Genomic DNA, 23,827 nt, shown 5'->3' on the forward strand with positions numbered 1-23,827 from the left:
GGCTGCGGCGGCCCCGCTCCGTCTGCCCGCGCGTCTATTCGACCCGCGGCCGCGGCCGTCGTACGCCGCCCGCCCGCGCCGGTGCCTGCGGTCGTACGGCGGCGGGGGCCACGGCGGCCTGCGGTGCGGCCGCGGCGGCCCGCTCGGCCTGCCTGCGCGCCATCCGGCGCACCTTGCGGACGCTGGCGACCAGACCGGCGACGAGAGTGCCTCCGTACAGCCATCCGGCGTGGACGGCGAGCGCGGTGACGACGGCCATCAGCCGGCTCCCGAAACCGTCCGTGCCCCCGGCGATGGGCACCAGCCCGCATGCGAAGGCGATCGGCACGCTGATCGGCGCGGTCACCAGGTCCGCGGGCCGAACCCACAGGGCAGTCAGCAGGCTGACCGGCAGAAACAGCACCCCGTACACAACCGGCGACCCGTCCACGAGCCACTGGTCGACGAGCCCCACCACCACCATGACCGCCACCGCGAAGAGCCCGCCGCCGAGCCCCGTCAGCCGTGGATTGGGCAGCCTCCGCAACGCGAGTACCACGGGCGGTACGGGCCGCGCGGTCCTTCCTCCCCCGGAGCTCCGGTAGACGGCCGAGGCTTCGGCAGTGACCCCCTGCGCGGCGACGTGCGGCCTGCGCTGCGGGGGGCGGGGTCGGGTCCTGGGATGCTCCACCGGACCAACGTAGGTCGCCGGACTGGCGTATTCCGGGCTTGGACACGCCCTTTGGCCGACCTTGGCACTGAGTTCGACACATCCACACACCGCGCCCACCCGGCGGGCACCCCGCTCCTACCCTCCGCCCCCGCTCCTCCCCGTACGACACCCCCACCCACCCGCCCGTAAACTGGGAGATCGGTCGGCCCGTCCCGGGCCGCAACCAGCTCTCCTCTCTCCGCTACGGGAAGTCGCCAACGTGTCGCTCACGATCGGAATCGTCGGTCTGCCGAATGTCGGCAAGTCGACCCTGTTCAACGCCCTGACCAAGAACGACGTGCTGGCGGCCAACTACCCGTTCGCCACCATCGAGCCGAACGTCGGCGTCGTCGGCGTCCCGGACCCGCGCCTGAACGTCCTCGCGGGCATCTTCGGCTCGCAGAAGATCCTCCCCGCCACCGTCGACTTCGTGGACATCGCGGGCATCGTCCGCGGTGCCTCGGAGGGTGAGGGCCTGGGCAACAAGTTCCTCGCGAACATCCGCGAGTCCGACGCGATCTGCCAGGTCATCCGCGCCTTCAAGGACGAGAACGTCGTCCACGTCGACGGCAAGGTGTCCCCCAAGGACGACATCGAGACGATCAACACCGAGCTGATCCTCGCCGACCTCCAGTCCGTCGAGAAGGCGGTGCCCCGCCTCACGAAGGAGTCCCGCCTCCAGAAGGAGAAGGTCGCCGTCCTCGCGGCGGTCGAGAAGGCCCAGAAGATCCTCGAATCGGGCGAGACCCTCTTCTCCGCGGGCATCACCAAGGGCACCGAGCAGGGCGACCTGCTCCACGAGCTGCACCTCCTCACCACCAAGCCCTTCCTCTACGTCTTCAACGTGGACGAGGACGAGCTGGTCGACGAGGACTTCAAGAACGAGCAGCGCGCCCTGGTCGCCCCCGCCGAGGCCATCTTCCTCAACGCCAAGATCGAGTCCGAGCTCATCGAGCTCGACGACGACGAGGCCCTCGAACTCCTCCAGTCCATGGGCCAGGAAGAGCCGGGCCTCGCCACCCTGGGCCGCGTCGGCTTCGACACCCTCGGCCTGCAGACCTACCTGACCGCAGGCCCCAAGGAAACCCGCGCCTGGACCATCCCCAAGGGCGCCACGGCCCCCGAGGCGGCCGGTGTGATCCACACCGACTTCCAGAAGGGCTTCATCAAGGCCGAGATCATCTCCTTCGCCGACCTGGTCGAAACCGGCTCCGTCGCCGAGGCCCGCGCCAAGGGCAAGGCCCGCATGGAGGGCAAGGAGTACGTCATGCAGGACGGCGACGTGGTGGAGTTCCGCTTCAACGTCTGATTCCTGAAGTGCCCCCGGGCCCCGTGCGGTGAACGCACGGGGCCCGGGGGCTTTTTGCGTGGTGGGGTCAGGCCGGGTCCGGGGCCTGGGCCGGTTTCGGGGAGAAGCGGTGGAAGAGGATGAAGTAGAGGCGGATGTACTGGCCGACGAGGATGCCGTTGATGATCGTGCCCTCGCGGATGAAGTGCGGTGAGCCCAGGCAGATCAGGCCGACGGCGGCCGAGATGACCAGCAGGGTGCAGTCGAAGGACGTTTTGAGGTTGCCCCATTTCCAGCCCGTCCGCTGGAAGACGGTGTTGACGAACATGTCGACCGGCATGAGGACGAGGTTGGCGCGGATCATCAGGAACAGGCCGAAGGCGAGCGTCGCGTCCGCGAGGACCAGGAGCGTGAACTTGGCCGCGTAGGCGTCCAGGACGATCCACTGGGTCAGTTTGAGGTTCAGGTCCAGGAACGAGGCCAGGGCGAGGGCGGGGATCAGGGAGAGGAAGTTGCGGAGCTTGAAGGCCTTCGGCATGACCAGGTAGGTCAGCAGGAGCATGAGGAGTTCGAGGATGAAGTTGAACGTCCCCTGGCTCATGGACGGGAAGACCAGGGTCATGGTGCGGGTGAGGCTGCTCTGCGGTGAGATTCCGATGCCCGCCCGGATGGCCAGGCTGACGCCGAACGTCAGCAGGTAGATGCCGACGGCGTAGGTGATCCACCGCCGCGTCAGGCTTCCGGTGTCGACGACGCCGATTTCCTCTTCGTTCTGCAACACGGGGCTGCTCCTCGTTCGTCAGTGCATGAAGCCGAAGCGGTCGAGGGAGATGAAGAGGGTCAGGAGCTTGTTGACGACCGGCTCGCCCTCGTTGTGGTGGCCCAGTTCCTCCAGTGCCGCGTCGATGGAGCGGGTCGCGGCGAGCAGGCCGGAGAGGTCCGTGTCGGCCATGACTCCGTAGAGGGGCAGGTCGAGTTCGGCCTGGGGCAGGCCGTCCTCGGTGACCAGGCAGCCGCCGACGCGGGTGTCCAGGAGGGTCAGGTTGGCGTGCATCTCGGTGCTGTCGGAGCCGACCGAGACGAAGTACGGGTAGGGGGCCGGCCAGAAGGTCGAGACGGCGCCGCGGGAGATGGAGACGCCCTTGAACAGGCCGTTGACCACGTGGCGTTCACGGCCCGAGCCGTCCGGGCCCTGAGAGCCGTCCGTGTAGCGCTGGACGACCGAGATGCGGTTGAGGGGGGTGCCGTCGAGTTCGGGGACGACCTGGCCGTCCCGGTAGGGGACCCAGACCTCCTGGGCGAACTTGAGGTGGCCACGGCCGTACACGTCGAAGAGGAGGACCTTGGCGCGGGTGCCGTCGGCGGACACCTCGATCGGGGTGAGGTCCAGTTCGTCGGGGGTCAGGTCGGTCAGGCCGGGGCGAGGTGTCTTCGCCATGCCGGAGTAGTCGAGACCGGAGAGGTCGGTGGAGGTGAGGAGCTTGCGGTCCTGGGCGACGAGGGTGCCGCCCTTGAAGACGTAGCGGGGGTTGATGCGCGAGAGGCTGTCGGTCAGGACGATGTCGGCGAAGCGGCCGGGGGCCAGGGAGCCGAACTCGTTGTCCATGCCGAAGGACCGGGCGGCGTAGAGCGTGCCCATCTTGATGGCGTGGATGGGGTTCATGCCCATCTCGACGGCCAGGGAGATCACCCAGTCGATGTGGCCCTGCTTGAGGACCCGGTCGACGGAGATGTTGTCCGCGCAGAGCTGGAAGTTCTCGGCCGGCCAGCGGCGCTTGACGATGGCGCGCAGCATGGTCCGGATGACTTCGGGGCTGCCCACGCCGAACTTGATCTGGGTGTTCAGGCCGTAGCGGACGCTCTTCTCGATGTCCTCCTCGTTCCAGACGTCGTGGTTGTTGTGGGCGCCGATGGCGGGCATGTAGTTGAGGAGCATGTCGGAGAGGGCCGTTACGCCCCAATGGCTGTTGACCCAGCCGCCGTTGGCGCGGCCGAGGGCGGACCTGCGGAAGTCGTCGTCGTTGCCCGTCATGTACGAGAGGTGGGCCAGCTCGCCGAGGCCGATCACCGGGTCCATCGCGAGCATGGCCTCGGTCACCTCGACCGAGGTCTTCTTGCCGGGGGCGAAGGCGTAGATGCGGTACGGGAGTTTCTCGTGGTCCTTGAAGAGGGCCCGGACCGCCTCGATAGCCTCGTCGCCGGCCGCGCTCGCGAAATCGAGGGTCTCGGCGAATATCGTCGTCGTGCCGCTGGGGACGATCGCTTCGCCGAATGCGGCGGGGTGGGCCAGTTGGGCGTCGAAATGCAGGTGTGCGTCGATGAGTCCGGGAATCGCGTACAGGCCCTGGCCGTCGAATGTCTCGCGGGTCCGGACTATGGATTCGTCGGGGTTGAGGGCGATGATGCGCTGCCCGTGGACGAGGATCGATCCCTGGAAGACGGTCTCGCTGTGGACGTCGAGAACGTGCAGATTCCGCAGCAGGAGATCGGCGGTTTCCTCACCCTGCAGGATGTTGAAGATCGTACGTACGTGTTCGTCGTGCACCGAGACGGCGTCCGTTCCGCCGGTTCCACCCATGCGGCTCGGGTTCTCCACCTGGACCATGAATTCCTCGCTCCCTCGCTCGTACGACGCGACTGCCGTTTCGGGGGAGTCCGTCGGCCCGGTGCGTCGAGAACATGGAATTGCAGGAGACCGTTGCTGACAAGCAGCCGTTTTCGCACGGACCGTACTCATTTTGCGTACGGTCCGGTACGGTCCCGCCGGGGAGGCCGTCATGCTGCATTCACGCGTGCTGCACTACATCGACGAGGTGGCCCGCTGCGGGTCCATCCGGGCTGCGGGGGCGCGGCTGCACGTCGCTCCGTCGGCCATCAACAGGCAACTCCTGCTGCTGGAGAAGGAACTGGGCGAGGCGTTGTTCGAGCGCATGCCGCGCGGTATGCGGCTGACGCCCGCGGGTGAGGTCCTGCTGGCGCATGCGCGCCGGACCCTGCTGGACTACCGCGAGGCCGTGGCCGCGATGCGCGACCTGCACGCGCAGCCGAGCGGGGAGGTGGTGATCGCAACCATGACCGGTCTGGCCAGTGGTGTCGTCGCCGCCGCGACGGCGGATTTCTACGCCCGTTATCCCGAGGTACGGATTTCGATCCGGGCGATGTCGGGGCACGACATTCTGCGGGCCGTACTGGACGGCGAGGCCGATCTCGGGCTGGGATTCAACGTGCCGCCCTCCATGCAGCTGGAAATCTGCTGGCAATTGGCCACCCGGCTCGGTGCGGTGCTCGCGCCGGCGCATCCGCTGGCTGCCATGGAGTCCATTCCGCTGGCGCATTGCGCGGCCCATCCGCTCGTATTCGCGGACCGGTCGATGGTGATTCACGGAATCATCGCGGACACGTTCGTCGAGGCCGGGATCAAGGTCGAACCGGCGTTTCACACCAATTCCATCGAGACGATGAAGCGGCTCGCCGTTTCGGGGGACGCCATCGCCTTTCTCAGCAAATTCGACATCGCCGAGGAGCGGCAGAGCGGAACGCTCGCTTTCCGGCCGGTGAGCGACCGGGCGTTCAGCAACAACATCCTCTCCCTGGTCCGCCGCGAGAAGCACGGCCACGGCCCGGCCGGCCGGCTCTTCGCCGAAGAGGTCCTGCGCACCCTGGAGGGCGTCGTCGCCCCGCCGGTCGCATGAGAGTCGTACGGGAATCGCATGAGAGTCGTACGGGAGTCGTACGAGACCGGCGGGGCGACACAGGACAACGGGACAGAACAGGGGGACAAGACCCGTCAGGCACCGATGATGCGCGGCAGCTTCTCCGGCAGCGGCGCCTTCTGCACCTGGTGCTGCCAGCTGTTGGAGAGGTGACCGGTGTCCACCGCCCACTTGCCCGCGTTGCTGGCCTCGGCGGCGAGCACGGTGCCGGCCGGGCCGAGGGCTATGAGGAAGAGGTCGGCGTCGGTCTTCTTGACCTCGTCGACCAGGCGCGGGACGTCCTCGAACGCGTTCGTGGGCACGGAGTGGATGAATTCCGCGTCCCGTACGTTGCCGAAGAACTCGTCCAGCAGCTCGAAGCGCGAGTTGCGGCCGGTGACCACGCAGACCCGCTTGCCGTCCCAGAGCCGGCGCCACAGGTCCACCCCGTCGTCGGGGAGCTGCTCGAAGAAGACAGGGCGGGTGACGTGGGCGTCGCCGTACTTCTGCTCCGGGTCGACGACCTCGCGGAAGTCCTCCCACATGTCCAGCCACACCGACTGCCAGTGCAGGTTCTGGAGGTAGGGGTGCGGCAGGCCGATCAGCAGCCGCTCCGCGTCGTACCCGTCGTAGGAGAGGACCTTGCGGAGCGCGGCCCGCAGCTCGGGCGAGTTCGGCTGGAACGCCAGGTTGTAGTCGTACCGGAACATGGTCCGGAACTCGCCGTCCCCGAAGCGCGCGAAGCTCAGCTTGCGTTCCGCCACCAGCTCCAGCGTCTGCCGCAGGTCGTACTGGACGCTGTCGGTGAGGGCCTTGACCTGTCGGCCCGTCGGGGAGAAGGCCTCGTAGCGCAGTACGTTCAGGTACTCGCGCTGGTAGAAGAGCTCGCGGCGGATGGACACCAGCTCCTTGTGGGTCTGCTCCATCAGTTCCATTTGGCGTGCGCGGGTGGCGTTCAAGGTCCGGGCGGACCTCACGAGCTCCCCCATGCCCTTGCGGGCCTTTCCGACGGAGCGGCGGATCGATGCCATACAGGTTCCTCGGACTCACGTGTGGGTGGAATCGGTGGATGAACGGTACATCGGCGGTGAACACGGCCCTCGGGCCTGCCGTGCGGCCCCTCCGCACCCTCGCGCACCACGCCTTTCACCCCGGTGGGAGGATGTGAGCCCTGCCACGATCACCCCGGTTTAGTTGAAACTTAACCTAAAGCTGTTCTACGGTGGCGACATCGCTTGATCCTCCGCACGTTTGGAAGGCACGACGCATGTCCCTCGTTCTTGACCCCGCCGCCCAGGACCTCCTCTTCCGCGAGGCCCGCACCGCCAACACGTTCACCGACGAGCCGGTGACCGAGGAGCAGGTCCAGGCGATCTACGACCTGGTCAAGTACGGCCCGACCGCGTTCAACCAGTCGCCGCTGCGCATCACGCTGGTCCGCTCCGAGGAGGCCCGCGAGCGCCTCGTCGGCCTGATGGCCGAGGGCAACCAGGCCAAGACCCGCACCGCCCCGCTGGTCGCGATCCTCTCCGCCGACAACGAGTTCCACAACGAGCTCCCGGCGCTGCTCCCGCACTTCCCGCAGGCCAAGGACATGTTCTTCTCGGAGCGTCCGGTCCGCGAGCAGGCCGCGCTGGTCAACGCCACCCTCCAGGCCGGTTACTTCATCGTCGGCGTCCGCGCCGCCGGTCTGGCCGCCGGTCCGATGACGGGCTTCGACTTCGCCGCCGTCCAGAAGGAGTTCCTGGACGACGACCACACCCCGCTGATGGTCATCAACATCGGCAAGCCGGGCGAGGACGCCTGGTTCCCGCGCTCCCCGCGTCTGGAGCAGGACGAGGTCATCACGACCGTCTGAGTCCGAAGGACACAGCAGAAGGGGCCGTCGCACCGAGCAGGTGCGGCGGCCCCTTCCGTATGTCCGGGGGTTGCTTCGTCTCCGGGGGCTGCTTCGTCTCCGGGGATCGCCTCGTCTCCGGGGGTTACTTCGGAGCGGAGGGCGAAGCAGGCGCGGACGGAGCCGCGGGCGAGCCGGCCGGCTCCGCCGCCTTCGGCTTCAGCGCCTTCGCCATCTCCACCAGGCGCTCGTCCTTCGCCGTCCCGAGGACGACCGTCGTCGCGCCCTTGTCGGTGCGCACCAGGGCGTCGTACTTCTCGCCCTTCCACACCTGCCAGGCGGCGTCGCCGATCTGCTCCGTCCTGCCGGAGTTCTTCGCGGAGAGGGTGACCTCCGGGACGTACTTCGCCGGGTCCTTGGTCGACTGCTCGACCGCCACGTACTCCTTCTCGGGGTCGAGGAAGCCCAGGTGCCAGGCCTTGCCCTGGTTCCCCCGGTACGTCACCGAGGTCGCGCGCCACTCCTTCGGCAGGCCCTCGGGGGCCAGCACCGGGTAGGGGGCGGACCGCTGGGCCGTACTGAGTTCGACCCGGTAGTCGACCGGCTTGATCGGGTCCGCGTCCTCGTCGTGCGGGATGACGGTGTACACGAGGGCGACCACGGCCCCGATGACCACCATCGAGAGCACCATGTCCCGGATCTTCTGATTGCCACGCTTCGCTGCCACGCCCTCCATGGTCCCCCATGGGGTTCAGCGGGTCGGCCGCGACCCCGTCCCGCCCGGGGACGTAACCGATATGCCGCTCATACGTGCACCCCCTCTGCTCATTTTGTCGATGTACGGATAGAGTCGCACTACCGCCGCCGCACCCGTGCAGCCACACAGGCAGAACAGAAAGGGTTGCTCACCGATGACCGAGCACCAGCTTCCGTCGCAGCTCGAAGTCCCCGCCGAGGCTCCCGACCGCAACCTCGCCCTTGAGCTCGTACGTGTCACGGAGGCCGCCGCCATGGCCGCCGGGCGCTGGGTGGGCCGCGGCGACAAGAACGGTGCGGACGGCGCGGCGGTCAACGCCATGCGCACCCTGGTGTCGACCGTGTCGATGAACGGCGTCGTCGTCATCGGCGAGGGCGAGAAGGACGAAGCCCCGATGCTCTACAACGGGGAGCACATCGGCGACGGCACCGGCGCCGAGGTCGACATCGCCGTCGACCCGATCGACGGCACCACGCTCAACGCCAAGGGCATGCCCAACGCCATCGCCGTGCTGGCCGCGGCCGACCGGGGGACGATGTTCGACCCGTCGGCCGTCTTCTACATGGACAAGCTGGTCACGGGCCCGGAGGCGGCCGACTTCGTCGACATCAACGCCCCCGTCGCGGTGAACATCCGCCGCGTCGCCAAGGCCAAGAACTCCACCCCCGAGGACGTCACCGTCGTCATCCTCGACCGCCCCCGCCACGAGGGGATAGTCAAGGAGATCCGGGAGACCGGCGCGCGCATCAAGTTCATCTCGGACGGCGACGTCGCCGGTTCGATCATGGCGGTGCGCGAAGGGACCGGCGTCGACCTGCTGATGGGCGTCGGCGGCACCCCCGAGGGCATCATCAGCGCCTGCGCGATCAAGTGCCTCGGCGGCACCATCCAGGGCAAGCTCTGGCCCAAGGACGACGCCGAGCGGCAGCGCGCCATCGACGCCGGCCACGACCTGGACCGCGTCCTGCACACGAACGACCTGGTCAGCGGCGAGAACGTGTTCTTCGTCGCCACCGGCATCACCGACGGCGAGCTGCTCCGCGGCGTCCGCTACCGCTCGGCGACGGCGACCACGCAGTCCCTCGTGATGCGCTCGAAGTCGGGCACGATCCGCCAGATCGACTCGACCCACCGTCTGTCGAAGCTGCGCGCGTACAGCGCGATCGACTTCGACCGCGCGAAGTAGGCGCGGCGGGTCTCGTACGTACGCCGAAGGGGCGGCCACCTCGCGGAAGGTGGCCGCCCCTTCGGCGTACGGTGCCGAGTCCTTCGGCGGCGTACGCGTACGCATGCGGCCCGTCGGGCCCGTCCGGCCTGCCGGCCCGTTCAGCCCTCTCAGCCCGTTCAGCCCTCTCAGCCCGCGATCCGGTGGTCCCCCGCCCCCGGTGCCGACTTCAGCTCCATCTCGCGGCGGCGGCGCCTGGCCAGCACCACCCGGCGCTCGGCGGCGGTCAGGCCGCCCCAGACGCCGTACGGCTCGGGCTGGAGGAGGGCGTGCTCGCGGCACGCGATCATCACCGGACAGCGGGCACAGACCCGCTTCGCGGCCTCCTCGCGGGCCAGCCTCGATGCGGTCGGCTCCTTCGACGGGGCGAAGAACAGCCCGGCTTCGTCCCGGCGGCACACCGCCTCCGTGTGCCAGGGGCCGGCCTGGTCCCGCTGATCACGGACCGGTGCCGGAACACGTTGCGCGGGCACGGACGCGACCTGCAAGGACTGATGCGGCGGTTGCAGCACGGTCTACTCCTGACGACGGCTTCGCGAGCGAGCGACGATGCGCAGTCCCTACCCGCTGTGCCGACGCCTATGCACAGGGTTTCGAACCATGTCCAGTACGCGTGCCCCCGGCGTGTCCCTCCGTGTGTCCCCCGTGCTTCCTGCGCGGCTCAGTGCCCGAGGTGTTTGCGCAGGCGATCGTGCAGGTCGGCGATGAGCTTGCCGCGCTTGGGCTTCGCCTCGATGTTGCCGAGCACCGCCATGCCGTTGATGACGACGACCGGCGCCTCGGGATCGGCGGCCTCCAGGGTGCGGATCTCGAAATTGCCGAGGATGCCGTTCCCGTTGCCGCGCAGGGTGATGTTCTCGGGGACGGTGATCTCGACGTTGCCGAAGACGGAGGTCGCGTTGATGGTGGTGAGGCGCTGCGAGAAGAGGGCCTCGGTCAGGTCGATCTCGATGTTGCCGAACAGCGCGAAGGCGTTCGTACGGGCCCCGATGCGCCAGCGGCCCTTGCGGGTGGTGCTGCTGAGGACGGCCACCAGGCTCTCGGTGGGCTCGCTCGACCGGCTCGCGTCGTACGCGTACGGGGCGGCCTGCGGCCCCGGGGCGGGGGCGGGGCCACCGGGCGCGGGCAAGTCCCGTACCAGCGGCTCCAGTTCGGCGACGGTCTTGGCGCGGTAGACGGCATCGATGCGCTCGCCGTGCTCCTCGGCGTCGAGCCGCCCCTCGGCCAGCGCCTCGCGCAGGATGTCCGCGACGCGGTCACGGTCGGCGTCGGAGGCGCGCAGGGCGGGGGCCGCGTCCGCGGGCTCCGCGTACGGGAGGGGCTGCGGCGACTGCTGGGGCTTCTTTTCGAGGTCCACCCCGACACCGTACCGAAACGCGATAGATCGCGACAGGGGGCGGGAAGCGGTCTCTCGGGGCTTCAGGTGAGGCAGACCTCACCCGCGGGCCGGTCCCGTCGCGTCATACGCTGAGAGGCGCGCTGCCAATGGAGGCATGCGTCGCCGTCTGCCTGCCTAGTGAGGAATGGCCGAAATGCCAGAGTTTGCGTACTCCGATCTGCTGCCGCTGGGAGAGGACACCACGCCGTACCGGCTGGTGACCGCCGAGGGTGTCTCCACCTTCGAGGCCGACGGGCGTACGTTCCTCAAGGTCGAGCCCGAGGCGCTGCGCAAGCTGGCCGCCGAGGCCATGCACGACATCTCGCACTACCTGCGCCCCGCGCACCTGGCGCAGCTGCGGCGCATCATCGACGACCCGGAGGCGTCCGGCAACGACAAGTTCGTCGCCCTGGACCTCCTGAAGAACGCGAACATCGCGGCGGCGGGCGTGCTGCCTATGTGCCAGGACACGGGCACGGCGATCGTGATGGGCAAGCGCGGCCAGAACGTGCTCACCTCCGGCGAGGACGAGAAGGCCCTCTCGCACGGCATCTTCGACGCCTACACCAAGCTCAACCTGCGCTACTCGCAGATGGCCCCCCTGAACATGTGGGACGAGAAGAACACCGGGTCGAACCTCCCCGCCCAGATCGAGCTGTACGCGACGGACGGGGGCGCGTACAAGTTCCTCTTCATGGCGAAGGGCGGCGGCTCGGCGAACAAGTCCTTCCTCTTCCAGGAGACGAAGGCGGTGCTCAACGAGGCCTCCATGATGAAGTTCCTGGAGGAGAAGATCCGCTCGCTGGGCACGGCCGCCTGCCCGCCGTACCACCTGGCGATCGTGGTCGGCGGTACGAGCGCCGAGTTCGCCCTGAAGACGGCCAAGTACGCCTCCGCGCACTACCTGGACGAGCTGCCGTCCGAGGGCTCCCCCACCGGCCACGGCTTCCGCGACCAGGAGCTGGAGCAGAAGGTCTTCGAGCTGACCCAGAAGATCGGGATCGGGGCGCAGTTCGGCGGCAAGTACTTCTGCCACGACGTGCGGGTGGTGCGACTGCCTCGCCACGGCGCATCCCTGCCGGTCGCCATCGCGGTCTCCTGCTCCGCCGACCGCCAGGCCACCGCCAAGATCACCGCCGAGGGCGTCTTCCTGGAGGAGCTGGAGAAGGACCCGGCGCGGTTCCTGCCGGACACGACCGACGAACACCTCTCGTCCTCCGACGAGGACGTCGTACGGATCGACCTCAACCGGCCGATGGACGAGGTGCTGGCCGAGCTGACCAAGTACCCGGTCAAGACCCGCCTCTCCCTCACGGGCCCGCTGGTCGTCGCCCGTGACATCGCGCACGCGAAGATCAAGGAGCGGCTGGACGCGGGCGAGGAGATGCCGCAGTACCTGAAGGACCACCCGGTGTACTACGCCGGCCCGGCCAAGACCCCCGAGGGGTACGCGTCCGGGTCCTTCGGGCCGACCACGGCCGGGCGGATGGACTCCTACGTGGAGCAGTTCCAGGCGGCGGGCGGGTCCAAGGTCATGCTGGCCAAGGGCAACCGCTCGAAGCAGGTCACGGATGCGTGTGCCGCACACGGGGGCTTCTACCTCGGCTCCATCGGTGGGCCGGCGGCCCGGCTCGCGCAGGACTGCATCAAGAAGGTCGAGGTCGTCGAGTACGAGGAGCTGGGGATGGAGGCGGTCTGGAAGATCGAGGTCGAGGACTTCCCGGCGTTCGTCGTCGTCGACGACAAGGGCAACGACTTCTTCACGGCTCCTGCGGCACCGCCGCTGGTCACGAACATTCCGGTCCGGGGCCCGGGACTGGGCTGAGGGATTCCCTCCGGGGGGCGGGGGCAGGGACGCGCTTGTCCGGGGGCCTGCCCCCCCTCTCCCGCAGAGCCACCTCGGGCGGCGGGGCCGCCATCCCACTTCCCGCAGCCCCCTTGGGCGGTGCCCCCCTCTCCGCAGCCATCCCCTTGGGCGGCGGGGGCCCCAAGGTGCCGCCCCCGCCTGCACCTCGGGCGCCGGGTACTCGGAGCCGCAGGGCCCTCGGGGCGCCGCCCCACACCGTTGCCCGCCCTTACGGCCGCGTCATGCTCAGGACGTCCAGCGCGGCGTCCAGTTGGGACTCCGTGAGGTCGCCCCGGTCCACGTAACCCCCCTCGATCACGACCTCGCGGACCGTCTTGCGTTCGGCGATGGCCTTCTTGGCGACCTTCGCGGCCTCCTCGTAGCCGATGTACTTGTTCAGAGGCGTTACCACCGACGGGGACGACTCCGCGTACTCCAGGGCGCGTTCGACGTTCGCCGTGATGCCGTCGATCGTGCGGTCCGCGAGGAGGCGGGTGGAGGTGGAGAGGAGGCGGATGGATTCGAGGAGGTTTTTCGCGATGACGGGGAGCATGACGTTCAGCTCGAAGTTGCCCGCTGCGCCCGCGACGGCGACCGTCGTGTCGTTGCCCGTGACTTGGGCGGCGACCATCAGCACCGCTTCCGGGACGACCGGGTTGACCTTGCCCGGCATGATCGAGGAGCCCGGCTGGAGGTCGGGGAGGTTGATTTCGGCCAGGCCCGTGCGGGGGCCGCTGGACATCCAGCGCAGGTCGTTGGCGATCTTCGTGAGGGAGACCGCGATGGTGCGGAGCTGGCCGGAGGTCTCGACCAGGCCGTCGCGGGCGCCCTGGGCCTCGAAGTGGTCGCGGGCCTCGGTCAGGGGGAGGCCCGTCGTGCGGGCGACCTCCGCGATGACGGCGGCGGAGAAGCCCGGCGGGGTGTTGATGCCCGTGCCCACCGCCGTGCCGCCGAGGGGGAGTTCGGCCAGGCGGGGGAGGGACGCGCGGAGGCGTTCGACGCCGTAGCGGATCTGGGCGGCGTAACCGCCGAGTTCCTGGCCCAGGGTGACCGGGGTCGCGTCCATGAGGTGGGTGCGGCCCGACTTGACGACGGACGCGAACTCGGAGGACTTGCGGTCGAGGGAGGCGGCCAGGTGGTCCAGGGACGGGATCAGGTCGTGGGTGACGGCTGCCGTCGCGGCGATGTGGATCGAGGAGGGGAAGACGTCGTTGGAGGATTGCGAGGCGTTGACGTGGTCGTTCGGGTGGACCGGGGAGCCGGGGAGGCGCTCCGAGGCCAGGGTCGCGACGACCTCGTTCATGTTCATGTTGGAGGACGTGCCGGAGCCGGTCTGGAAGACGTCGACCGGGAAGTGGGCGTCCCAGTCGCCGTCGGCCACCTCGTCGGCGGCGGCCGTGATCGCAGCCGCGATGTCCTTGTCCAGCACGCCCAGTTCGGCGTTGACCTTCGCGGCGGCCGCCTTGATGCGGGCGAGGGCCTCGATGTGGGCGCGCTCCAGGTGCTGGCCGGAGATCGGGAAGTTCTCCACGGCCCGTTGCGTCTGCGCGCGCCACTTGGCGTCCGCCGGGACCCGTACCTCTCCCATCGAGTCGTGTTCGATCCGGTAGCCCTCGGGGGCGTCGTTGCCGGTCTGCTCGGTCTTCTCGGTCATCGTCACGTACCTCCTGTGAAAGTTGAGCAGTTGTCTGGTTCTGGCTATTCCCAAGTGCGCTACCGGCCAGTAAATACCTCGGGTAACAACCAACCGGGGAGGCGCAATGACGCGCACCAGGCACAGATTCCGCAGCAATTTCCGGCGCAGCACCCTCGCCCTGACCGCCGTCCTCACGACGACCGTCGGCGGCATGACCGCCACCGCATCGGCGGCGGCCCCCGAAGCAGCGGCCCCCGAGGCAGCGGCTCCCGCCGCGTCCGCCCCGCTGCCGCCCGAGCTGGAGGCGATCCGCGCCGCCGAGGCGACCAAGCTGTACGGGTCGCCCGAGGAGCGGCCCATGGCGCAGCGCAAGACCGGGCTGATCTCGCTCGGGGACAGTGAGATCTCGGGGGAAGGGACGGGGACGTACGAGGCCCCGACCAACGGGCCCACGAACTGGTGTCACCGGTCGCCGGATGCCGCGATCCACAAGACCTCCATCGGCGCGGACGTGACGTACAACGTCTCCTGCTCGGGCGGTTACACCGGAAACATCAGGATCGGCGGCAGCAAGCAGTACGCCGACGAGCTGGTGCAGAGCGACAGCCTGGCGATCAAGGCCCGGAACACGAAGATCAAGATGGTGGTGCTGGTCGCCGGGGCCAATGACGACCTCCAGTTCGGGCCGGTCATGACGGACTGTGTGACCAGGTATCTGACGCTTCAGGGGCCGTGCGAGTCGAAGTACGCGGGCGGGTGGCAGGCCCGGGTGGATGGGCTGGTGCCGAAGGTCGAACAGACCGTCCGGGATCTGCGGACGACGATGACCGGGGCCGGGTACGCCGACTCCGACTACAAGCTCGTGGTGATGGGGTACCCGAGCCCGATCGGGCCCGACTTCAAGGACAACCCGAACTTCCCCGGCAAGCTCGCCTGCGGCGGCCTCGGCTACGACTCCGACACCGCCTGGGGGCGCAACGTCGCCGTGCCCGCCTTCGAGCGCGGGATGCGCAAGGCCGCGGCCTCCACCGGGGCCACGTACCTCGACAATTCCCGGCTCTTCCACGGGCACGAGGTCTGCTCGGAGGACACCTGGGCGCGCGGTCTCTACATCGACCTGAGCAAGCCGGGCACCCCCGACGAGAACTCCGTCCGGCAGTCCTTCCACCCGAACATCCAGGGCCACCGCGCCTTCGCCTCCTGCCTGACCCAGATCTACAACTCCGGTCTGAGGGAGGCCAGTTGCGCCGATCCCGCCTCGACCGGCAAGCCCGTCCTGACGCCGGGTGCCTGGGACGACGCGTACAAGCCGCTCAAGAACAGCGGGACCGGTACGTGCGTGGACGCCCCGGGGTCCGTCACCCGCAACGGGACCGCCGTCGGCGGCTGGGACTGCCACGGCGGCCGCAACCAGGGCTGGTGGTACGACTCCACGCAGAAGTCCCTCCGGACCGAGCTGAGCCACGACCGGTGCCTGGACGTGCCCGGTGCGAAGTACGAGCCGGGGGCCGGGCTCGTGCTGTGGAACTGCTCGGGTGCGGCCAACCAGCAGTTCGTACGTCAGGGCGGCACCCTGCGTCCGGCCGCCGCGGCCGGGCTGTGCGTCACCCTGTCGGCGGCCAAGGACCCGCTGAAGCTGCGGGCGTGCGACGGCTCGGCGAGCCAGCAGTTCGCGTAGCCCTTACGTTCGGAGCATGATCACAGCACTCTCCGTCACCGTCGCGGCACTCGCCGCGACCCTGGCGCCGGCGTCCTCTCCTTCCCCCATGGGAGAGGACGCCGATGCCGTACGCGCCTACTGGACCGCCGAGCGGATGCGGGAGGCGGTCGCCGCGACCGACGCCCGGGAGGTCCGCGAGCGGGCCCTGGACTCCCGCGACGACGGGCCGCCCGCCGGGGTCCCCTGGCGGGGCAGCGCCGAGAGCGTCTCGCACATCGGGCGGCTCTTCATGGTGCTGCCCGGCGGGCAGAAGGCCACCTGCACCGCCGCCGTCGTCACCGCCGCCAACCGCGACGTCGTCGCCACCGCCGGGCACTGCGTCCACCTGGAGGCGGCGGGCGGCGCGATGAAGTCGCTGCTCTTCGTCCCCGGGTACGACGACGGGGCCACCCCGTACGGCAGCTATCCGGCCCGCTCGGTGGCCGTGGACCGCGCCTGGACCGAGCGCGAGGACCACGCCGCCGACTTCGCCTTCGTCGCCCTGGACACCGACGACTGGGGGCGGCACGTCCAGGACGTGGTCGGCTCCAGCCGGGCCGTGTTCGACGCGAAGCCCGGCGGGACGCGCACCGCGCTCGGCTACCCGTTCATGCCGCCGTACGACGGGAAAACGCTCCAGTTCTGCGCGGGCAACGCCAGTCCCGTCAAGGACGACCGCCTGGCCGGCGGGTCCCAGCTCAAGCCCTGCCGGATGACCAACGGCGCCAGCGGCGGCCCCTGGTACGCCCCGCTGCCCGGCGGCGAGGACGTCCAGGTCGCGGTCACCAGCGCCCGGCCCCGGGGCGAGGCGTTCAAGGACGTGGCCTGGGGGGCGGTGTTCAACAGGACCGCGAAGGGCCTGTTCCAGAGCCAGGAAGCACTGACCGAGAAGTAACCACCCACCAAATAGTGGGTACTTGATCGCCCCTCTCGCCGGGTGGAGGCTGGAGCCGTCCCGAACCGCTCCCCCCTACCCGGCCAGAGAGGACTCCTCCAGCTCCTGAAGCATCCGTATCCGCCGGTTCCCCCATGCCCCCAGCGGGCCCAGTGCGTCGTGCAGCTCGCGGCCCAGTTCCGTCAGTGAGTACTCGACGCGGGGCACCGCCGTGTCCTCGTACACCTCGCGGTGCACGATCAGGTCGGCCTCCATTTCGCGCAGTTGCTGCGCGAGGACCTTCTCGCTGATCCCGGGCAGCTCCCGCCTCGTCGCCCCGAAGCGGCGCGGGCGCTCGTGCAGCGCCCACAGGATCAGCACCTTCCACTTGCCGTCGATGACGTCGACGGCCGCGTCGAGCCCGCACTGGTACGGCACGTTCCTCAACTCAGCACACCCGCCCCTCGTTTCCGCATGCCTTCATCCCGCCTGGAGTCCATCATGACCTCCCCCACCGACACCACCGCTTCCCGCCCGCGCCCCCTCCTCGTACGGATCAAGCCGCGAAGACCGCCACCGTGAAGCAGAAGAAGAGCCCCACCAGCACCGGCCAGTACAGCAGCGTCGCCAGCATGTTGTCGCGCCACTCCAGCAGGCGGCGATTGGTGTCCGTGCCCAGCAGGATGGCGTTCGCGAAGATGCCCATGATGACGATGTACTGCGAGATCGCCAGGTATTCGAGGTACGTCAGCGAGGTGTCCCCCGCGATCTGCCGGATCTGCTGCTGGTCGACGACGATCACGAGCAGCAGCGTCACGGCGAACGAGATCGCCGTCCACGTCGAGAAGCCGAAGCGAGGGTTCTTGCTGTCGTCCTTGGTGTAGACGAACAGGGCCAGGAACAGCACGGCGGAGATGAAGAAGGACTGGATCAGCCGCCCCATCATCGGGCCCGCCCACTCCCGCTCCATGCCGACGTTGAAGTACAGCTCGGGCGCGGACTTGAAGGGTTTGTCCCAGTCGGTCAGCCCCTGCGTCATCGTGTACTCGTGCATGCCAAAGCTCCAGCCCGTGTAGTACGGGTTCCAGCCAGAGGTCACGGTGTCCTGGTCGAGGCCGATGCGGCCGTACTCCCAGGGCGGGTAGGCGGCGAAGTCGGGCACCAGGACGTCATTGGTGAAGGTGGCCCTGGACCACATCCGCAGCCAGACGTTCTGCTTGTCGAGCGGGTAGTGCTTGTAGTTGAAGTCCTGGCGCAGGGTCACCTTGAAGTGCCACCCCTTGAGCCGGCGGCCGTCGGTGCTCCTGGTGTCGTACGCCTCCTTGACCTCGTCGTACCCCTCGGTGGCCTCGGGGAAGACGACGCCCATGCTGGACTCGGGAACGTCCTTGCCGTACCGCTGCCACACGTAGCCGCTGATCTCCACCTCCTCGGGAGAGGTGAACTTCGAGCTCTGGACGAAGACCCCGGTGGGGATCTGCCGCAGCGCGACGCCCGGGAGGGTCTTCGCCAGGAACGCGCTCGCGTCGCGCTGGGTGAGCAACGGGGTGCCGACGATGGTGTCCGTGATGCGGTCGTGGGTGACGATCTGCCAGGTCACGCCGATGCCGGCGGCGAAGATCAGCGTCGCCGCGGTCGCCATCAGGGCACAGCGGCGAACGGTCAGCAGATACGGCTTGAACACCACGGCGGCGGCGAAGAGCGCGGTCGCGCAGCAGGCCAGGAGCAACGGCGCCCAGCCGGAGCGCTCGGTGTGGCCGGGGTGGGGCCGGTCACGGTGGAAGTAGAGGTACGCGCAGAGCGCCGTGGCGAGGAGCGACAGTCCTAGCAGGGCGTACGTCGCCCGGGCGGCGGCACGGGCCCAGCGGGGAGCGGACGTCGCCATGCGGTCAGCCCAAGATCGGGGCACGGAGCTCGTCCGGCTCGTGCTCGGTGAAGGGGCCGTCGCCGCCCGGGGTGTCGGCCTGGACGTACGCCGCCGGGGCGAGCGCCAGGGCGAAGGCCCCGGCGAGGAGCGCGGCGGCGAGGAAGGGCAGGCGTGAGGTCATCCGCCCACACTCGGTCACCCGGTGGCGCGCGGCGGTGAGGCGGCGCGGGGGGTGCCCCCGAATGCCGTAGGGGGGGGGAAGCCGCCGGGGCGGCCCGGAACGTACTCCTAAAATCTGGATATGACAGAGCAGATGACCAATGGGGCCGGTGGGAGTCGCGGGGACGACGGGAGCCGCGGGGGCAGATGGACGCCCGGGGAGCACATTCTCTGGCGGTATCGGGACAACGCCTCGGAGAGCTTCCACATCTGCCGGCCCGTCACCGTCGTGCAGGACACGGACGAGCTTCTCGCCGTGTGGATGGCCCCGGGCACGCAGTGCGTCAAGCCGGTGCTGGCGGACGGGACTTCCGTGCACCAGGAGCCCCTGGCGACCCGGTACACGAAGCCCCGTACGACGACCACCTCGCAGTGGTTCGGGACGGGCGTGCTGAAGCTGGCCCGGCCGGGCGACCCCTGGTCGGTGTGGCTGTTCTGGGAGCGCGGCTGGCGGTTCAAGAACTGGTACGTGAACCTGGAGGAGCCCAGGGCCCGTTGGGAGCACGGCGTGGACTCCCGGGACCACTTCCTGGACATCGCGGTGGCCCCCGACCGGCACTGGCAGTGGCTGGACGAGGACGAGTTCGCCGAGGCCCGCCGGGTCGGTCTGCTGGGCGAGGAGCAGGCGGAGCGGGTCCGCGAGGCCGGGCTCGCGGCGGTGCGGGAGGTCGAGGCGTGGGCCGCCCCGTTCGCCGACGGGTGGGAGAACTGGCGTCCGGACCCGCGCTGGGGTGTGCCGGAGCTGCCGGATGACTGGGACCGCACCCCGGCGCACATGACGACGTGAGACTCTTGATGCGCCCCCTGGGTCCAAACGTAGGATCGTCCTCCGGAAGGCTGCGCACCCCGTGATCACTCAGAGCAGAATGCGGTAACTACCGGGCGCGGAGCTGGACCTGACCGTATGTCACCGCAGGGGGGTGGATCTGTGAAGAGTCGCGCGAGGACGCCGGAGACGGTGCCGAATGCGCACGCGAGTGCGGGCGAGTCTGTAACGTTCCCAGGCCACCGTTCTGTCGACGCCGCCCGCAGAGCGGGTATATCGCACAAAGCGATTGCATCGCACAAGCTCCCCGGACGGACGGAACCCCACGCGTGACGGAGCAGCAGTCCACCTCGCACGAAGGCCGGCAGCCCCTGGTTGCCGGGCCGCACGAACGCACCCGGCCGCGCCAGGAGCCGGACGACGCCGGGCCGCGCCCGCAGGACCGGCCCCAGGACCGGTCCCAGGTGCCGGAGCAGACGCAGGCGTCGGCCATGCAGGCACAGACGCAGACGTCGGCCGCGCAGACGCAGCCCGCCGCGCCGCCGCCCGGCGGTCCCGTCGTGCCTCCCCCGGGCGGCCCGACCGTACCCCCGCCCGCCGACCCGCCGGGCGGTGCCGCCGATGGGCCGCCCGCCAGGACCGAGGGCGACCGGCTGCGGTTCGTGGGCGCCGCGACCCGGCGGATCGCGCGCGGCATCGACCTGGACGAGATCGTGCTCGGCCTGTGCCGGGCGACGGTGCCGACGTTCTCCGACGCGATCCTGGTCTACCTGCGCGACCCGCTGCCGGTCGGCGACGAGCGCCCCGCGGTCCCCTCCGTGCTGCGCCTGCGGCGCACCGACCGGCTGCGGACGACCGCCGAGGGCCCGGCCGGTGAGGAGCTGGACGCGGTGGTCGGCGACGGCTCTCCGGCGAAGCAGCTGTGCGAGGTGGAGTCCGGGGGTGCGCTGGCGGAGGTGCTGCGCGGGGTGCGGCCGGTGTTCGGCGACGCGCCGTCCGCGCGGGTCGCACTGCCGGACCTGCTGGGCGAGGACTGCGGGCTGCCGGACGGACGGCGGGCGATACTCGCCCCGCTCCGGGGCCGCCGCCGGGTGATCGGTGCGGCCGTCTTCCTGCGCAGGCCCGAGCGCGTCGCGTTCGAGGCCAACGACCTCCTCGTCGCCGCCCAGTTGGCGACGCACACCGCGCTCGGCATCGACAAGGCCGTGCTGTACGGGCGCGAGGCGTACATCGCCGACGAGCTCCAGCGCACCATGCTGCCCGACTCGCTCCCCCGCCCCACCGGCGTGAAGCTGGCCTCCCGCTACCTCCCGGCCGCCGAGACGGCCCGGGTCGGCGGCGACTGGTACGACGCGATCCCGCTGCCCGGCTCCCGGGTGGCGCTGGTCGTCGGCGACGTCATGGGGCACTCGATGACCTCGGCCGCGATCATGGGCCAGTTCCGGACGACCGCACAGACCCTCGCGGGCCTGGACCTGCCGCCGCAGGAGGTCCTGCACCACCTGGACGAGCAGGCCCAGCGGCTCGGCACGGACCGCATGGCGACCTGCATGTACGCCGTGTACGACCCGGTGTCGCACCGCATCACCATCGCCAACGCCGGCCACCCGCCGCCCATCCTGCTGCACCTGGGCGGCCGGGCCGAGGTGCTGCGCGTCCCGCCGGGCGCGCCCATCGGCGTCGGCGGCGTCGACTTCGAGGCCGTCGAGCTGGACGCCCCCGCCGGGGCCACCCTGCTGCTGTACACGGACGGCCTGGTGGAGTCCCGGCTGCGGGACGTGTGGACGGGCATCGAGCAGTTGAGGGAACGTCTCGCCGCCACCGCCCAGCTGACCGGACCGGACCATCCGCCGCCGCTGGAGGCGCTCTGCGACGACGTCCTGGACATGCTGGGCCCCGGCGACCGGGACGACGACATCGCGCTGCTCGCGGCCCGTTTCGACGGGATCGCGCCGAGCGACGTCGCGTACTGGTTCCTGGAACCGGAGGAGCAGGCCCCGGGCCGGGCCCGAAGACTGGCCCGCCGGGCCCTGGAGCGCTGGGGCCTGGAGGAGCTGTCGGAGTCGGTGGAGCTGCTGGTCAGCGAGGTCGTGACGAACGCCGTGCGGTACGCGGAACGGCCGGTGACGCTGCGGCTGCTGCGCACCGGCGTACTGCGCTGCGAGGTCGGCGACGACTCGCCGCAGCTGCCGAGGCAGCGGCGGGCTCGGGACACCGACGAAGGCGGACGCGGTCTGTTCCTGGTGAACCGGCTGGCCCGCAAGTGGGGTGCGACCCGGCTGAGCAGCGGGAAGGTGGTCTGGTTCGAGCTGGGGCTGCCGGGGGCGGCGAAGGAGCCCGAGGAGGAGTCCTAGCCGGGGCGGGGGGCCGGGGCGGGGGGAAGGGGTCCCGGCTGGGGCGCGGCGAAGGGGGCCTGGCCTGGATTTCGTCCAAGTGTTGCCGACGCAGTGTCGGCGGGGTTGACTGGGGCAGTCGGACGTAGCGACCCATTTCCCACCAATCCCCGGGAGGACGCTCGTGACCGAGGAGACTCGCAAGGCGCCGCAGACCGCCCCGTACACCACCACCAACGCCGGAATCCCGGTGGAGAGCGACGAGCATTCGCTCACCGTCGGGCCCGACGGCCCCATCCTGCTCCAGGACCACTACCTCATCGAGAAGATGGCCCAGTTCAACCGGGAGCGGGTGCCGGAGCGGGTGGTGCACGCGAAGGGCTCGGGTGCGTACGGCTTCTTCGAAGTGACCAACGACGTCAGCCAGTTCACGAAGGCCGACCTCTTCCAGCCCGGGAAGCGGACCGACATGCTGGCCCGTTTCTCGACGGTGGCCGGTGAGCAGGGCTCGCCCGACACCTGGCGGGACCCGCGCGGCTTCGCGCTGAAGTTCTATACCGAGCACGGCAATTACGACCTGGTCGGCAACAACACCCCGGTCTTCTTCGTCCGTGACCCGATGAAGTTCCAGGACTTCATCCGCTCGCAGAAGCGCCGCCCCGACAGCGGGGTGCGCGACCACGACATGCAGTGGGACTTCTGGACGCTTTCGCCGGAGTCGGCGCACCAGGTGACCTGGCTGATGGGCGACCGCGGCATCCCGAAGACGTACCGGAACATGGACGGCTTCAGCTCGCACACCTATCTGTGGGTGAACGCGGGCGGCGAGAAGTTCTGGGTGAAGTACCGCTTCAAGACCGAGCAGGGCATCGAGTTCCTGACCCAGGACGAGGCCGACACGCTGGCGGGCCAGGACGGGGACGTGCACCGCCGCGACCTCTTCGACTCGATCAAGAACGGCGCGCACCCCTCCTGGAAGCTGTACGTCCAGGTGATGCCGTTCGACGAGGCGCCGGACTACCGCTTCAACCCCTTCGATCTCACCAAGGTGTGGCCGCACGCGGACTACCCCGAGATCGAGGTCGGCCGGATGACCCTGAACGAGAATCCGGAGGACTTCTTCGTCCACATCGAGCAGGCGTCCTTCGAGCCGTCGAACCTGGTGCCGGGCATCGGCCCGTCCCCGGACAAGATGCTGCTCGGCCGGCTCTTCTCGTACCCGGACACCCACCGGTACCGGATCGGCCCGAACTACGCGCAGCTGCCGCCGAACCGGCCCCGGTCCGCCGTCAACTCGTACTCCAAGGACGGTCCGATGCGGTACGAGCCGTCGCGGACCGGTGCGGTGTACGCGCCCAACTCCTACGGCGGCCCGGCGGCCGACACCCAGCGCTTCGGCGAGCCCGCGGGCTGGGCGACGGCGGGCGAGATGGTGCACCACGCGTACACGCTGCGCCGGGACGACGACGACTGGGGCCAGGCGGGCACGCTGGTGCGCGAGGTGCTGGACGACGCGGCACGGGAGCGGCTGGTGAGCAACATCGTCGGGCATCTGTCGGACGGGGTGAGCAAGCCGGTCCTGGAGCGGGCGTTCGCGTACTGGCGGAACGTGGACAAGGACCTGGGCGACCGGGTGTCGGCGAGCTTCCAGAAGTAGCTGACGGGACCGTACGACGACGGCCCCCACCCTCGTGGAGAGGGTGGGGGCCGTCGTCCCGC

General features: G+C 69.6%; 21 protein-coding genes. 10 read left to right on the forward strand and 11 right to left on the reverse strand.

The window, feature by feature from the left end; genetic code table 11:
- Nucleotides 1-34: 34 nt before the first annotated feature.
- Nucleotides 35-538 (reverse strand): DUF6542 domain-containing protein, encoded by a 504-nt coding sequence (locus IE269_RS01225; protein WP_189820771.1) that lies wholly within the window; start codon nt 536-538, stop codon nt 35-37.
- 373 nt (nt 539-911) lie between these two features.
- Here IE269_RS01225 and ychF point away from each other — a divergent pair, with 373 nt between their 5' ends.
- Entirely contained in the window at nt 912-2,000 is a 1,089-nt protein-coding gene (ychF, locus tag IE269_RS01230) for a redox-regulated ATPase YchF (protein ID WP_189820772.1), read from the forward strand.
- A 67-nt stretch (nt 2,001-2,067) separates the two neighbouring features.
- Here the strand turns inward: ychF and IE269_RS01235 are convergent, their stop codons facing one another.
- A complete protein-coding gene (locus tag IE269_RS01235) occupies nt 2,068-2,760 on the reverse strand; it encodes a YczE/YyaS/YitT family protein (protein ID WP_229897383.1) in 693 nt (230 codons plus the stop codon).
- Nucleotides 2,761-2,778: 18 nt separating this feature from the next.
- Complete coding sequence (locus IE269_RS01240) at nt 2,779-4,584, reverse strand: amidohydrolase family protein (protein WP_189820773.1); 1,806 nt, start codon at nt 4,582-4,584, stop codon at nt 2,779-2,781.
- A gap of 172 nt (nt 4,585-4,756) precedes the next feature.
- On the opposite strand from IE269_RS01240, the gene IE269_RS01245 reads away from it, so the two are divergent.
- Entirely contained in the window at nt 4,757-5,671 is a 915-nt protein-coding gene (locus IE269_RS01245; RefSeq protein ID WP_189820774.1) for a LysR family transcriptional regulator, read from the forward strand.
- A gap of 95 nt (nt 5,672-5,766) precedes the next feature.
- On the opposite strand, the gene IE269_RS01250 is transcribed toward IE269_RS01245, so the two are convergent.
- The gene (locus IE269_RS01250; protein WP_189820775.1) at nt 5,767-6,702 is read right to left on the reverse strand and encodes a GT-D fold domain-containing glycosyltransferase; all 936 of its coding nucleotides are present in this window, start codon (nt 6,700-6,702) and stop codon (nt 5,767-5,769) included.
- Nucleotides 6,703-6,938: 236 nt separating this feature from the next.
- On the opposite strand from IE269_RS01250, the gene IE269_RS01255 reads away from it, so the two are divergent.
- The gene (locus IE269_RS01255) at nt 6,939-7,529 is read left to right on the forward strand and encodes a malonic semialdehyde reductase (protein WP_189820776.1); all 591 of its coding nucleotides are present in this window, start codon (nt 6,939-6,941) and stop codon (nt 7,527-7,529) included.
- A 124-nt stretch (nt 7,530-7,653) separates the two neighbouring features.
- Here IE269_RS01255 and IE269_RS01260 read toward each other — a convergent pair whose 3' ends face one another.
- Nucleotides 7,654-8,244: a DUF4245 domain-containing protein gene (locus IE269_RS01260; protein WP_189820777.1), complete on the reverse strand. Its 591-nt coding sequence runs from the start codon at nt 8,242-8,244 to the stop codon at nt 7,654-7,656.
- Between the two features lie 175 nt (nt 8,245-8,419).
- On the opposite strand from IE269_RS01260, the gene glpX reads away from it, so the two are divergent.
- Nucleotides 8,420-9,451, forward strand: coding sequence for a class II fructose-bisphosphatase (gene glpX / locus IE269_RS01265; RefSeq protein WP_189820778.1), 1,032 nt, complete (start codon nt 8,420-8,422; stop codon nt 9,449-9,451).
- Between the two features lie 167 nt (nt 9,452-9,618).
- On the opposite strand, the gene IE269_RS01270 is transcribed toward glpX, so the two are convergent.
- Both IE269_RS01270 and IE269_RS01275 read right to left on the reverse strand, forming a co-directional pair.
- A complete protein-coding gene (locus IE269_RS01270; RefSeq protein ID WP_189820779.1) occupies nt 9,619-10,002 on the reverse strand; it encodes a WhiB family transcriptional regulator in 384 nt (127 codons plus the stop codon).
- A gap of 149 nt (nt 10,003-10,151) precedes the next feature.
- Entirely contained in the window at nt 10,152-10,847 is a 696-nt protein-coding gene (locus tag IE269_RS01275) for a DUF1707 SHOCT-like domain-containing protein (protein ID WP_189820780.1), read from the reverse strand.
- A gap of 175 nt (nt 10,848-11,022) precedes the next feature.
- Between IE269_RS01275 and IE269_RS01280 the strand changes: the two genes are divergently transcribed.
- Complete coding sequence (locus IE269_RS01280) at nt 11,023-12,693, forward strand: fumarate hydratase (protein WP_189820781.1); 1,671 nt, start codon at nt 11,023-11,025, stop codon at nt 12,691-12,693.
- Between the two features lie 250 nt (nt 12,694-12,943).
- On the opposite strand, the gene IE269_RS01285 is transcribed toward IE269_RS01280, so the two are convergent.
- Nucleotides 12,944-14,368, reverse strand: a complete 1,425-nt coding sequence (locus IE269_RS01285) for a class II fumarate hydratase (RefSeq protein WP_189820782.1) — start codon at nt 14,366-14,368, stop codon at nt 12,944-12,946.
- A gap of 106 nt (nt 14,369-14,474) precedes the next feature.
- Between IE269_RS01285 and IE269_RS01290 the strand changes: the two genes are divergently transcribed.
- Complete coding sequence (locus IE269_RS01290) at nt 14,475-16,028, forward strand: ricin-type beta-trefoil lectin domain protein (protein WP_189820783.1); 1,554 nt, start codon at nt 14,475-14,477, stop codon at nt 16,026-16,028.
- 16 nt (nt 16,029-16,044) lie between these two features.
- Complete coding sequence (locus tag IE269_RS01295; RefSeq protein WP_189820784.1) at nt 16,045-16,944, forward strand: trypsin-like serine peptidase; 900 nt, start codon at nt 16,045-16,047, stop codon at nt 16,942-16,944.
- A gap of 75 nt (nt 16,945-17,019) precedes the next feature.
- Here IE269_RS01295 and IE269_RS01300 read toward each other — a convergent pair whose 3' ends face one another.
- From IE269_RS01300 to IE269_RS01310, 3 genes are all read right to left on the reverse strand, one after another.
- Nucleotides 17,020-17,370 (reverse strand): winged helix-turn-helix transcriptional regulator, encoded by a 351-nt coding sequence (locus IE269_RS01300; RefSeq protein WP_189820785.1) that lies wholly within the window; start codon nt 17,368-17,370, stop codon nt 17,020-17,022.
- Nucleotides 17,371-17,479: 109 nt separating this feature from the next.
- Nucleotides 17,480-18,808: a hypothetical protein gene (locus IE269_RS01305; RefSeq protein ID WP_189820786.1), complete on the reverse strand. Its 1,329-nt coding sequence runs from the start codon at nt 18,806-18,808 to the stop codon at nt 17,480-17,482.
- Nucleotides 18,809-18,812: 4 nt separating this feature from the next.
- Nucleotides 18,813-18,971 (reverse strand): hypothetical protein, encoded by a 159-nt coding sequence (locus IE269_RS01310; RefSeq protein ID WP_189820787.1) that lies wholly within the window; start codon nt 18,969-18,971, stop codon nt 18,813-18,815.
- Nucleotides 18,972-19,103: 132 nt separating this feature from the next.
- Between IE269_RS01310 and fomD the strand changes: the two genes are divergently transcribed.
- The 3 genes from fomD to IE269_RS01325 all read left to right on the forward strand — a co-directional run bounded on the left by fomD (nt 19,104) and on the right by IE269_RS01325 (nt 23,765).
- Nucleotides 19,104-19,796, forward strand: a complete 693-nt coding sequence (fomD, locus tag IE269_RS01315; protein WP_189821335.1) for a cytidylyl-2-hydroxypropylphosphonate hydrolase — start codon at nt 19,104-19,106, stop codon at nt 19,794-19,796.
- Nucleotides 19,797-20,104: 308 nt separating this feature from the next.
- Nucleotides 20,105-22,129, forward strand: coding sequence for an ATP-binding SpoIIE family protein phosphatase (locus IE269_RS01320; protein ID WP_229897384.1), 2,025 nt, complete (start codon nt 20,105-20,107; stop codon nt 22,127-22,129).
- Between the two features lie 163 nt (nt 22,130-22,292).
- Complete coding sequence (locus IE269_RS01325) at nt 22,293-23,765, forward strand: catalase (protein WP_189820788.1); 1,473 nt, start codon at nt 22,293-22,295, stop codon at nt 23,763-23,765.
- Nucleotides 23,766-23,827: the final 62 nt, after the last annotated feature.

This window comes from Streptomyces spiroverticillatus (assembly GCA_014650415.1).
GTDB classification, from domain to species: Bacteria; Actinomycetota; Actinomycetes; order Streptomycetales; family Streptomycetaceae; genus Streptomyces; species Streptomyces spiroverticillatus.

Coding starts and splice junctions, on each gene's coding strand:
- IE269_RS01240 (WP_189820773.1), bottom strand. CDS start 4,584: ATGGTCCAGGTGGAGAACCCGAGCCGCATGGGTGGAACCGGCGGAACG.
- IE269_RS01245 (WP_189820774.1), top strand. CDS start 4,757: ATGCTGCATTCACGCGTGCTGCACTACATCGACGAGGTGGCCCGCTGC.
- IE269_RS01250 (WP_189820775.1), bottom strand. CDS start 6,702: ATGGCATCGATCCGCCGCTCCGTCGGAAAGGCCCGCAAGGGCATGGGG.
- IE269_RS01255 (WP_189820776.1), top strand. CDS start 6,939: ATGTCCCTCGTTCTTGACCCCGCCGCCCAGGACCTCCTCTTCCGCGAG.
- IE269_RS01260 (WP_189820777.1), bottom strand. CDS start 8,244: ATGGAGGGCGTGGCAGCGAAGCGTGGCAATCAGAAGATCCGGGACATG.
- glpX (WP_189820778.1), top strand. CDS start 8,420: ATGACCGAGCACCAGCTTCCGTCGCAGCTCGAAGTCCCCGCCGAGGCT.
- IE269_RS01280 (WP_189820781.1), top strand. CDS start 11,023: ATGCCAGAGTTTGCGTACTCCGATCTGCTGCCGCTGGGAGAGGACACC.
- IE269_RS01285 (WP_189820782.1), bottom strand. CDS start 14,368: ATGACCGAGAAGACCGAGCAGACCGGCAACGACGCCCCCGAGGGCTAC.
- IE269_RS01290 (WP_189820783.1), top strand. CDS start 14,475: ATGACGCGCACCAGGCACAGATTCCGCAGCAATTTCCGGCGCAGCACC.
- IE269_RS01295 (WP_189820784.1), top strand. CDS start 16,045: ATGATCACAGCACTCTCCGTCACCGTCGCGGCACTCGCCGCGACCCTG.
- IE269_RS01305 (WP_189820786.1), bottom strand. CDS start 18,808: ATGGCGACGTCCGCTCCCCGCTGGGCCCGTGCCGCCGCCCGGGCGACG.
- IE269_RS01310 (WP_189820787.1), bottom strand. CDS start 18,971: ATGACCTCACGCCTGCCCTTCCTCGCCGCCGCGCTCCTCGCCGGGGCC.
- fomD (WP_189821335.1), top strand. CDS start 19,104: ATGACCAATGGGGCCGGTGGGAGTCGCGGGGACGACGGGAGCCGCGGG.